Origin of the sequence: Aliidiomarina sp. (assembly GCF_047920995.1) — a bacterium.
Lineage (GTDB): Bacteria > Pseudomonadota > Gammaproteobacteria > Enterobacterales > Alteromonadaceae > Aliidiomarina.
Map to the genome: position 1 here is coordinate 45148 of NZ_JBLRWZ010000016.1, position 11792 is coordinate 56939.

At 46.5% G+C, this 11792-nt stretch carries 10 protein-coding genes; 3 read left to right on the forward strand and 7 right to left on the reverse strand.

Going from position 1 to position 11792, the window contains the following annotated elements; genetic code table 11:
- Positions 1–118: 118 nt before the first annotated feature.
- Positions 119–1945 carry a DUF885 domain-containing protein gene (locus ACNA7P_RS06050; protein WP_416257720.1) on the forward strand — a complete coding sequence of 609 codons (1827 nt, stop codon included), beginning with the start codon at positions 119–121 and terminating at the stop codon, positions 1943–1945.
- A 22-nt stretch (positions 1946–1967) separates the two neighbouring features.
- Positions 1968–2951, forward strand: a complete 984-nt coding sequence (gene rssA / locus ACNA7P_RS06055; protein WP_416257721.1) for a patatin-like phospholipase RssA — start codon at positions 1968–1970, stop codon at positions 2949–2951.
- 101 nt (positions 2952–3052) lie between these two features.
- On the opposite strand, the gene putP is transcribed toward rssA, so the two are convergent.
- The 7 genes from putP to pspF all read right to left on the reverse strand — a co-directional run bounded on the left by putP (position 3053) and on the right by pspF (position 11263).
- Positions 3053–4582, reverse strand: a complete 1530-nt coding sequence (putP, locus tag ACNA7P_RS06060) for a sodium/proline symporter PutP (RefSeq protein ID WP_416257722.1) — start codon at positions 4580–4582, stop codon at positions 3053–3055.
- A 170-nt stretch (positions 4583–4752) separates the two neighbouring features.
- Positions 4753–5565 carry an ATP-binding cassette domain-containing protein gene (locus ACNA7P_RS06065; protein WP_416257723.1) on the reverse strand — a complete coding sequence of 271 codons (813 nt, stop codon included), beginning with the start codon at positions 5563–5565 and terminating at the stop codon, positions 4753–4755.
- Entirely contained in the window at positions 5562–6557 is a 996-nt protein-coding gene (locus ACNA7P_RS06070; RefSeq protein ID WP_416257724.1) for an oligopeptide/dipeptide ABC transporter ATP-binding protein, read from the reverse strand. Before ACNA7P_RS06070 ends, ACNA7P_RS06065 begins: the two co-directional genes overlap by 4 nt.
- Before the next feature lie 4 nt (positions 6558–6561).
- Complete coding sequence (locus ACNA7P_RS06075; protein WP_416257725.1) at positions 6562–7455, reverse strand: ABC transporter permease subunit; 894 nt, start codon at positions 7453–7455, stop codon at positions 6562–6564.
- Positions 7442–8470, reverse strand: coding sequence for an ABC transporter permease subunit (locus tag ACNA7P_RS06080; RefSeq protein ID WP_416257726.1), 1029 nt, complete (start codon positions 8468–8470; stop codon positions 7442–7444). The genes ACNA7P_RS06075 and ACNA7P_RS06080 overlap by 14 nt, the downstream gene beginning before the upstream one ends.
- 2 nt (positions 8471–8472) lie before the next feature.
- Positions 8473–10170, reverse strand: coding sequence for an ABC transporter substrate-binding protein (locus ACNA7P_RS06085; protein ID WP_416257727.1), 1698 nt, complete (start codon positions 10168–10170; stop codon positions 8473–8475).
- On the reverse strand, positions 10163–11263 hold the full coding sequence (gene pspF, locus ACNA7P_RS06090) for a phage shock protein operon transcriptional activator (protein WP_416257728.1): 1101 nt from the start codon (positions 11261–11263) through the stop codon (positions 10163–10165). Before pspF ends, ACNA7P_RS06085 begins: the two co-directional genes overlap by 8 nt.
- A gap of 212 nt (positions 11264–11475) precedes the next feature.
- On the opposite strand from pspF, the gene ACNA7P_RS06095 reads away from it, so the two are divergent.
- A partial coding sequence (locus ACNA7P_RS06095) for a PspA/IM30 family protein (RefSeq protein ID WP_416257729.1) occupies positions 11476–11792 on the forward strand: 317 nt, incomplete at its 3' end.

Below are 11792 nucleotides of genomic sequence, written 5' to 3' on the forward strand. Positions count from 1 at the left end.
GTTGCTGTAGGGCGGTTTTTTTATTTCTGTACAATATGCTAAGTGCTAGATGCGAGCTGCTGTTTATGCCATTCTTTGTAGTTATCAATTTATTATTTTTACGTTAGGTGAAATAACCATGAAAAGTGTTTGCAGTTCTTCCCTAGGTGGGTTTCAAGCCATGCTTATCGGTATGCTCTCGATTTTGTTTGTTGCGGCGTGCACTCCGCAATCCACGCAACCGAGTGAACGCCAGGTTGCACAGTGGGTTGAACAGTTAAATACAATTTATGATGAATACTTTCAGGCAAATTTAGAACTTGAGCCCCTAGGTGCTACATATCTAGGCGAGCACAAATACAATAACCTGCTCCCGGATACTCTTAGTAGCGAACACCGTGAACGGGTGCGAATGCTTGAAGAGGAATACCTCGCTAGCGTGCAACGATTCGCATTTGCATACTTGCCGGAAGATGCGCAATTGAGCTATCAGATTTTTGTTCGCGATCGGGAAATGGCGCTCATGGCATTAGAGCATCCTGCTCACTTAATGCCGCTCAATCAGTTTTACAATATTGCTAATCAACTCGCTATTTTAGGGTCTGGTACCTCTGCGCAACCATTTCAAACCGCCCAAGATTACAGTATGTGGGCTGAGCGTATGCGAGCGATACCAAACGTGATTGATGGTGTGATTCGGAATATGGAAGAGGGCATGGCGCAAGAAGTGGTGCAGCCACGGGTACTTATGGAGCGAGCACTAGATCAAATAGCCGCGCATTTGGTAGATGATTTAACCGATAGCTTATTCTATCAGCCGATTCATACCATGCCGGAAGCATTTAGTGAGCAAGAGGTACTGTACTTCAGTGAATTATACGCAAACTTGATCACCGAAACTGTATTACCCGCCTATCAAGCCCTGTATGATTTTGTACGTGATGAATACATGCCAGCGGCTCGCGTAGATAGTTATGGTATTGGCGCACTTCCTGGGGGCCAAGAATGGTATGCCTATAACGTACGCTGGCGCACTACTACGGATTTAACAGCGGCAGAAATCCATGCTATTGGCGAACGGGAAGTAGCGCGTATTCAAGATAACATTAGAACGGTGATGCACGAGGTTGGTTTTACTGGCACTTTGGATGAATTTTTCGCGTTCACTCGTGATGATGAGCAATTTCATTATGCTAGCCGCGAGGAAATGTTGCAGGATTATCGCGCCTTCGCTCGTGCGGTAGAAGAAACAAGCGAGCTGTTATTTTTCCCAGAGATGTTACCGAAAGCTGATTATGAAATTCGTGCAGTGGAAGAGTTTAGAGAACGTAGCGCCAGTTCGGGAAGCTATTCTGTGCCATCTGAAGACGGCTCAAGACCCGGGATATTTTACCTCAACACCTATAATCTGGCAGCCCGACCTACCTGGGCGAAAGCCGCTTTAACCCTACATGAAGCGGTACCAGGGCATCATTACCAACTAGCATTGCAGCGAGAAATGGATTCACTGCCGCCGTTTCGCAAGTTTGGCGGCGAAACGGCATTCATTGAAGGTTGGGGATTATATGCGGAATCACTTGGTGATGAACTTGGTGTGTATGGCCCATATGATAGGTACGGTGCGAATATTGCTGAGTTGTGGCGCGCTATTCGTTTAGTAGTGGATACAGGGATTCATGCCAAGGGCTGGAGCCGCCAGCAAGTGCTTGATTACATGTACGCCAATGCGCCCGTAGCAGAAGCTCGCGCAGTTTCCGAGGCGGAGCGTTTTATGGCGTTGCCGGGCCAAGCTTTAGCTTACAAAATTGGCCAGTTAAAGATTCGTGAGTTGCGTAATTACGCAGAGTACGAACTGGGCGATAATTTTGATGTGAGAGAGTTTCATCGCCAAGTGTTGCGGCATGGTTCCTTGCCGCTTTCAGTGTTAGAAACGCAGATTCACCAGTGGGTTGCCCAGCAAGGTTAGCGTATATCGAGGATAACGATAGATGAATGATTTAGTAGTTGGTGTTGCATTAGGCTCTGGAGCAGCGCGGGGCTGGGCGCATATAGGCGTGCTTAAAGCACTTGAGGATATGGGCATCAAGATTAATGTTATTGCTGGAACATCCATTGGTTCATTAATTGGTGGTGCTTATGCTGCAGGTAAGCTTGACGAGCTAGAAGAATGGGTACGAGGTATGGATCGTTGGGCAGTATTCAACCTCCTAGACATCGGTTTTTCAAGCGGAGGAATGGTTGCGGGGGAGCGCGTTTTCAACCATGCCCGTGAGCGTTTTGGTAAAATGCGGGTGGAGAATTTAAAGCGCCGATACGCTGCTGTTGCTACTGATTTGTATACCGGCAAGGAGATTTGGTTACGCGATGGTGATTTATTCGATGTTGCGCGCGCAAGTTGTGCGATGCCTGGAGTGCTTTCACCGAAATCATTACACGGACGTTGGTTAGTAGATGGTGCGTTAGTGAATCCGGTGCCGGTATCCCTAGCACGCGCTCTGGAAGCCGATTTTGTGATTGCGGTGCATTTAAACTCTCAGGTGCACGTTGATCCAGATGAACCTGCCCACAATTTGTCTCCAGAAGCAGAGGATGAGGGTGCCGCTAGCGCAGCGAAGCGATATCTTGACGAGGATGATGAAGAACAAGGTTTATTTCAGAACTTTTTAGCCCGTAGCCAAAACTACATGGACCAGATGCGTACAAAATTTGTTCGCACACCAAAATCTCCGAGTATGTTGGGAGTAATGGCCGGCTCTATCGATATTATGCAAGAAAGGATTACTAAAGCACGGATGGCGGGTGATCCTCCTGATATTTTGGTGCAACCTAAACTTGGTGATATCGGTTTATTGGAATTTGATCGTGGTTCACATGCGATTGATTTGGGTTATGAAACAACGATGCGTATGAAAGATGTAATTTTAGATGAGTTGCGTATTATGAAAAAGCGCCGCAACGGTGGGCCACAGTAAAATGAATAGGGCCAGAATCGAACTTTGCAGTGGCCTAACATTAAAAAAGGCACCAACTTCATAAGTTGGTGCCTTTGCTTTATGGGCGTATTATTATTTTATTATTCGGCGTTGCGAACCATTTCAGTTTGCATGTCGTCAAATTGCCCTTGCACATCACTGTGTGGGTCTTGAGTAAGCCGCGAAACCACTACAATGGCTAATGTTGCAAGCAATACACCTGGAACCATTTCATATAAATGAGTAGTTAATGGCGCCCCAGCTATAGGTACATAAATCCAGAATAGTACGGTTATTGAACCCACGAGCATACCTGCAAGCGCTCCCCAACGGTTCATTTTCTTCCAGTACAGGCTAAGAATGATCAGTGGGCCAAATGCCGAGCCAAACCCTGCCCAGGCGTTTCCAACTAAGCCCAGAATTGTATCGCGCGGTACCCAACTTAAGCCAATCGCAACGATGGCAACGAGCAATACTGAGAGGCGGCCAACAGTAACTTGAACTTTATCGCTGGCGTCTTTCTGCAGAAAACTCTTGTAGAAATCTTGGGTTAACGCACTAGAGGTTACTAACAACTGCGAAGAAATGGTGCTCATAATCGCAGCAAGAATCGCAGCGAGTAAGAAGCCGCCCACGAGTGGATGGAAGAGGATTTGCGAGAGTACTATGAAAATAGTTTCTGCGTTGGCAAGAGAGCCATCGTTATTCATGTACACGTTACCTACCAGCGATGCACCTTCCATTTGTACATATGCAGCACCAGCGATACCGGTAAGCATTGCACCAATGATAGCGACGATCATCCAGGTCATACCGATGCGCCGTGCTACTTTGAAATCGCGAACTGAGCGAATCGCCATAAAGCGAACGATAATGTGAGGCTGGCCGAAGTAGCCTAATCCCCACGCCATTAACGAAACCACACCAAGGAAGGTGGCGCCATAAAATGGATTCAGCATAGCTGGGCTCAGAGCACTTACTTGCGTGGTTACTTCACCTACGCCACCTAGCACCATAAATGCAGCCACTGGCACCATTACCAAAGCAACAAACATGATACAGCCCTGCACAAAATCGGTCATGCTTACAGCAAGGAAGCCGCCAATGAGAGTGTAGGCCACTACCACACTTGCGGTTAATAATAATCCCCAATGGTAATCCATACCGAATGCGTTTTCGAACAATGTACCGCCAGCCACTAAGCCTGATGAGGTGTACAAGGTGAAGAAAATGATAATTACGATGGCAGATACCAAGCGCAGTACGCGGGAGTTATCTGCGAAGCGGTTCTCAAAGAAATCCGGAATCGTAATAGAATCTTTGGCCATGTAGGTGTACACCCGCAAGCGTGGGGCCACTACACGATAATTAACATAGGCACCGATTACCAAACCAATTGCCAACCATACCTCGGAAAACCCGGCTACGTAGAATGCCCCGGGCAAGCCCATCAACATCCAGCCGCTCATATCTGATGCGCCCGCGGAGAGCGCAGTAACACCTGGCCCTAAGCGGCGTCCGCCGAGCATGTAATCCGATAAATCACTGGTTGATTTGAAGTAGCCATATACCCCGATGGCAAGCATGGCAATAAAATACAGCGCTAACGATATTAGCGTTCCTGTTTCCACAATAAGGCTCCTGTTTAAAATTTACGTGCTGTGTTGTTGGTATAATTATTCACGGGCAAACTTTTAGTACAGATTACGTGCACACCATTTTCGCGTAACCTCGTACTCACATACATAACCGAGTTACAACAGTGCAATACGAATGGAATAATACGCTAACAAAATGTTTACTATTTCTCAAGGGAAGCGATATCTACCTTGCTTCCCGTAGGGTTGTTACTAAGTTCCGAGCGCAGTAGCTTCTGGGTATAATCTTGCTGAGGATTGCTAAATACATCTGCTACTGTTCCGCGTTCAATTACATCACCATCCTGCATAATTAGTACCTCATCTGCCATATGTTTCACGATTTCTGGGCTTTGCGATATAAAGATGTAGGCGATTCCTAGTTTACTTTGTAAATCTAGCAGCAGGTTTATAATCTGTGCGCGCACCGAGGAATCAAGGGTTGCAAGGGCTTCATCCGCAACTAGTATATCGGGCTTAAGAATAATAGCGCGGGCGATACTAGCGCGCTGCTTTTGTCCGGTAGACATCATTTGCGGGTAAAACACCATATGCTCACCCAGCAAGCCAACTTGCTGGAGCGTGGCAATAATGCGCTCGCGGCGTTGGTTGCTATTTAAACTCGTGTTAAACAGCAGTGGCTCTTCGAGCTGTTTACCGATGGTTAAATGCGGATTAAGGGATGCACCCGCATCTTGAAAAACCATGCGGATATGTTTTGCGCGTTGTTGGTAATCACCAGTAATTAGGCGTTCACCGGCGAAAAAGATCTCGCCCGATGAAGGTGTTGCTGCGCCACTGATAAGCGCGGCAAGGGTCGATTTACCAGAACCGTTGGCGCCCATGATTGCTAAGGTACGCGCTTTCTCCAAGGTGAAGCTGGTAGGGTTTAACGCGTGAAACAACCGAGTTCTAAAGAATCCAACACGCTGTGGGTAGCTTTTTGCTAGGTTCTTTACTTCCAAAAGAATGCTCATGATTCATCTTCCTCAATACGCAACGGGAAGTGGCAGGCATATTGAGTGCCGCGATACTTTTGCAAGGCTGGCGTTTTTACGCATGCAGGCCGAGCATAACTGCAACGAGGGCCTAAGCGGCAACCTACAGGGAGGTGTTGTAAAGTGGGCTCAGCGCCGGCGAGAGTTGGTAAATGGTTACGAGGCTGCATTTTCGCGTGCCGATACAACGAGGTATCTAACAATGCTTCTGTATAGGGGTGCTGCGGTGCGTGTAATAATTGTTCGGCACTGCCATTCTCCATCACTTGGCCGCTGTAAATCATGGTTAAACGTTCAGTTTGTTGCATAATCGCGCCAAGATCTTGGCTGATCATCAGAATAGACATTCCGTAGCGTGCATGAAACTGGGCTAGTAGCCGATAAATTTGCTGCCGCGTTGCTGGCTCCATGGTGCTAGTGGGCTCATCGGCGATTAATAATTTTGGTCGATGCGCAATGGCGCTTGCGATCATAATCTTTTGCGCCGCGCCCTCGGAAAGCTCGTAGGAATAACTATTGAGGATCGCATCATGCTCTTTAATACCAACGCGATGCAGTAACGACTCTACTTTTTGTTGGCGTTCTTTACGGCGTTGCCAAAAAGAACCACTTAAATCTTGGTCTAATACGGCTTGTTTTAACTGTTCGCCAATAGTGAGATTCGGATCAAGATAGCTTTTCGCATCTTGGAATATCATGGCAATATCCACACCAATAATCTCGCGCCGCTGTTTAGGTGTTAAATTTAGTAAATCAGTATCTTCGAACCATAATCGATCGGCTTGCACATGCCAGCGGTTGCTTAAAAAACCCATAATGGCCCGAGCAATTAAACTTTTTCCAGACCCAGATTCACCCACTAGCGTGTGGATCTCTCCCTCACTAATTTGTAGGTTTACTTTATCTAGCACACTTACTTTGCCGTTCGCTGTTTCGGTGGAAATCGTTAAGTTACGAATATCAAGTAGCATAATCTTAACGCTCCAACTGTTTTTGAATGGCAATGCGGAGTGTATCACCAACCAAATTTACACTTACGAGAACTAGAAAAAGAGCAATGCCGGGAAGAGCCATTACCCAAGGGCTAACGTATGCCACCTCCAGGCTTTGCGCTAGCATAGAGCCCCATTCTGGTGTGGGTGATTGCGCACCTAAACGCAAAAATCCAAGTGCGGCGATATCCAAAATGGCAATCGATAAGCCGATTGTTAACTGCACCACCAATACTTTTACGATATTGGGAAAAAACACCATGGTAAGTAAGTAAAAATCGTTCACACCATTCAATTTACTTGCAGTTACGTAGGGTTTGCGTTGTTCATCATAAATTGCGTTGCGGGTAACGTGTAAGAATTGTGGAATGAGCACTAGCCCAATCGCAAGAAGCGCGTTTTCTAATCCGGGCCCGGTAATGGCAATAATAATAAGGGCCAGTAAAAGTGATGGAATAGACATAATTACATCGAGCAAATGCTTTAAAGTAGAGCTTTTCACGCCCGCGGTCATGGCGGCAATACCGCCAAGTAGCATACCAATTGAGGCCGACGCCAGAACAACTAGGAACGGGTAAGCAAAGGTGTACCGTGCGCCGTAAATAATACGGGTTACCATATCTCGGCCAAGTTCATCGGTGCCAAGAAGAAAACGAATATCGCCGTTTTCAGACCAAGCAGGGGGCAGTGATATGGCATCGGCTATTTGTTGGTTCGGGCCATAGGGCGTTAGCCATGGGCCGAAAATACTAATAAATACGATGCCAATCAGGATATATAGCCCGCCCATCGCGAGAGGATTACGGCGAAACTCCAACCATACCCGCTCTAAAGGCGATGGGGTGCGTTCTTCATAATATAGGTTAGGCCGCGGCATAGAGATCCTTCCTTACTTGCGGATAACGCCAGGCGTGAAATAGATTAAGCAGTACATGCACACTGAGTATTAGTGCGGCGATAAGCAGAAGCCCACCTTGAATTACCGGGAAATCCCGCTCATAAATACTGCGAATAAGCCAATTGCCGAGCCCAGGCCAAGAGAATATCACTTCTATAATCATGGTGTTAGTAATTAGCAGGCTGAGTAAGCTACCAAGTTCTCGAACTACATTCTGCATGGCGTTTGGAATCGCATGCTGCCAAATAACCCGTGGGGTTGAGAGGCCCTTTGCATAGCCAGAAATAATGTAATTCTTATCCAATACATCGAGCATACTGTTGCGCATTAAGCGGGTGAGAAGCACAGTGGGCATAATCGCGAGCACCAATACAGGTAGGGTAATATGCCGTAGCGCACTGCGAAACGCCGCGCCTGCCTGTTCGGGCTGGCTGAGAGCGATATCAATAAGTATTGAACCGGTAATCGGTTGAATCGCATACAAGGGGTTGATTTGGCCCGCGATAGGCAAGGCTCCCCAGTGTACGGAAACAACCAAGATGGCGATTTGCGCAAACCAAAACACCGGAATCGAATAGCCGGAAAGGCTGAGCCCGAGAATAATATTATCAGCGGCTTTGCGAAAATTTAATGCAGCGATTACACCTAACGATAAGCCGGGAACAAAAGCGATCAGCATGGCGAGTATGGCGATTTCTAAGGTAGCGCCAAAGCGCAGTTGTAGTTGCTTAAAAACGGGATCGGCATCAAGCAAAGATACTCCCCAATCACCGCGAAATAGATGTTGCAGATAATGCCAATATTGCACCAACGCATTACTCTCAAAGCCCCGTGCTTTAGCAATTTCTTGATAACGTGGGTCGTCTAAAAATATTCCGGCACTATTGGTTACCGGATCGCCGGGAAACCAGTAACTTAAGCAAAATGCGAAAATCGTGAGCAGTAGCAAAGTAATTAGCAGCAAAGCGAGTTGGCGAGCAATATAACGTGGCATAGTTATTCCTCCTCGTTTTGCTGTTCAGCGGGCGCATTATGCACGCGCTTCGCGTTGCGTAATTGAATGCCGCCATAAGGCTCTAGTAGCAACCCTTGAATGTTCGACCGCGCTGCCTGAAAACGAATAGAGTGGGCAATGGGTACTAATGGAACTTCTTGTGCTAGATGTTGTTGCGCTTGTTCATAATAGATTTTTCGTACTTTTGGATCGTTACTCGCAATTGCAGCACTGAGCAGTTCATCAAATAACGGATCGCACCATTGGGCGCGATTATTTCCCGAAGCTTTAGCCGCACAACTTAATAACGGCCGGAAAAAATTATCTGGATCGGCATGGTCGGCAGACCAGCCAATTAATACACTATCGTGCTCACCAGCAACTAAGCGCCGGCGAAAGGTGCTCCATTCATAAGAAACAATGTTTGCTTGCACGCCAATGTGCGCTAAATCCGCTTGAATTCGTTCTGCCATTAAGCGTGCGTTAGGATTGTATGCGCGTTGCACGGGCAGGGCCCAGATTTGCATCGTAAAGCCATTGGGAAATCCAGCTTCTTGCAGCAGTTCCCGGGCTAGTTCTGGATCATAACGGTATGCGCTGGGGGTACCGTGATGAGCCCATGATGTGTTGGGCAAAATAGAATCGGCACGAACTGCATGATCAAAGTAAACCGTACTAACAATAGCGTTACGGTTAACTCCATGAGCTAATGCTTGGCGCACCAAAGGGTCATCAAAAGGCGGACGATCGGTATTAAAGGCCCAAAATCCAGTATTAGGGCTAATAGTGTCTTGCAGGTCTATTTGCGGTTGCTGCCGTAACCAAGCTACATCACGTGCCGGTGGAAAAGGCGAAATATCACAATCTTGAGTAAGTAGCATCAGCATGCGCTTGTGATCGCTTTGCGTAATACGAAATACAATTTGGCTTGAGGCTGCGAGTGTGCGCCAATATTGCGGATGGCGGTAATAGCGCACCAAAACATCTTTGCGGAACTCGGCAAATTGAAATGGACCAGTGCCAATAGGCTGATAATCAATAAGCTCTGGCGAGCCTGCTGCGAGTAGTTGTTCGCCATACTCTGCCGATAGAATGATGGCAAAATCGGAGGCTAAATTGGCAAGGAATGAACTATCTTGTTGGCTTAGCCGGATTTCAACCTCATGGCTACTAATTGCAGTTACTGATTCAATTAAATCACTTAAACCAGCGGCATAGAAAAATGGAAAACCGCGATTGGAAACTGCATGAAATGGATGTTCTGGGTTTAACCAACGCTGAAACGTGAAGGCAACATCGTGGGCATTTAGTGTTCTGCTGGGGGTAAACCAAGCGGTTGTGTGAAACTCAACATCGTTACGTAACTGAAAACGATAGCTTAAACCATCGTTAGCAACATGCCACTCAGTGGCTAATGAGGGTTCAAAATCCTGCGCTTCGGCATTGTATTCAATTAAGCGGTCATAAAGTTGTGCTGCGGTGATATCTAATGTGGTGCCAGAAGTAACTAGTTGTGGATTAAAAGTTTCTGGATTGCCTTCGGCGCAATACATTAAGCCATCAATATCTGTAGAGGTTTCCGGAATGGATTCACGCGCAGGGCTGCAGGCCACCAAAAAATACAGCGCGCTGGCTAAAACGGCTGATATTTGTACACCAGAAACTAGGCTATGCAGTGTAGGGCTGCAAGTTTTATTCATCACGTGCGCCTTCCAACAATTGATACTTTTTTAAATACCCTCTTAACTGATGGTAGCTAAGACCCAATAACTCTGCAGTTTTTTTCTGATTATACTGACAATGGCTTAACGCATTACTCAGTATTTGTATTTCGAAATCTTGAGAAAGCTCTTTGAAATCGAATGGTTCATCTTGGCTTGGTAAAGGAAAACTATTGCCATTAGCCGGTATAACCGTTTCGAGATGCTCGATTGGCGCACTTGTTTCAGGCGCACTTGCTCGTGGCTCTTCTGTAGCATGCTGGTAACCATTAGTTTTTGCCACTGGCCGCCAGGGGCTGGCAAAGGGGTTAAAAATAATGCTATCAAGAGGTTCTGCTATGGCGTTGGAGCGGTATAAGCTGCGCTCTACCACATTCTTTAATTCCCGCACGTTACCTGGCCAAGCATAGGTGCTAAGTTGCTCCATGGCTTGTTTGGTGAAGCCGGGGAAGCACTCGAGCTCGAGTTCGCGGGCCATTTGAATGGCGAAGTGCTCGGCGAGAATCAAAATATCTTCTTGGCGCTCACGTAAGGGTGGCAAAGTAATCACATCAAACGCCAATCGATCGAGCAAATCGGCGCGAAACTTGTTGTTGGCCACAAGGCTGGGTAAATCCTCGTTGGTAGCTGCAATCAAACGAACATCTACACGTACGGGTTTATTACCACCAACCCGCTCAAATTCACCATACTCGATAACACGCAATAGTTTTTCTTGCACCAAAGACGAGGTGTTGGCAAGTTCATCAAGAAATAGGGTGCCGGTGTGAGCGCGCTCAAAACGGCCCTCATGTTTCTTGCTGGCGCCGGTAAAGGCACCTGATTCATGGCCAAAAAGTTCACTTTCTAAGAGATTTTCGTTCAGCGCCGCACAATTCATTTGGATATAGGGCTGCTGCCAACGGGTAGAGAGATAATGCAGGCGAGCGGCAATCAACTCTTTCCCTGTACCGCGCTCTCCTATAATAAGAACCGGCTTATCTAGTGATGCTGCGCGCGAAACATGCTCGAGCACTTCAACAAAGTTATTGGATTGGCCGATAAGATTATCAGTATCGCGAAACCGTGACATGGTCGCTTTTCCCTAATGATGTTGGCTAATTTCACTATTTATTAGTGTAATTATTTAACTTTAACATTGCACGTATTGATTGTATCGTAATTAAAATTAAAAAAGCCATTAAATTCATGTGTTTGCTTTATTTTGGAAAGTTGGCACGCTATTTGTATGTACTTTAAGTGGTTGGATAATTAATAAGTACATTACTTAATGAGGTAATTGTTATGGGTATTTTTTCTCGTTTCACTGACATTATAAATGCAAACTTGAATGCATTACTTGATAAGGCAGAAGATCCGCAAAAAATGGTGCGCCTGATTATTCAAGAAATGGAAGATACTTTGGTTGAAGTGCGCTCGGTGTCGGCGAAAACGCTTTCCGAGAAAAAGGAACTGATTCGCCAGCTTACTCGCCTAGAAAATGAAGTGATTGAGTGGGAGCAGCGAGCGGAACTCGCATTGAGCAAAGATCGCGAAGATTTGGCTCGCCAAGCATTGCTTGAGAAGAGCAAACTGAACGATACCATTGATGCATTACAAGC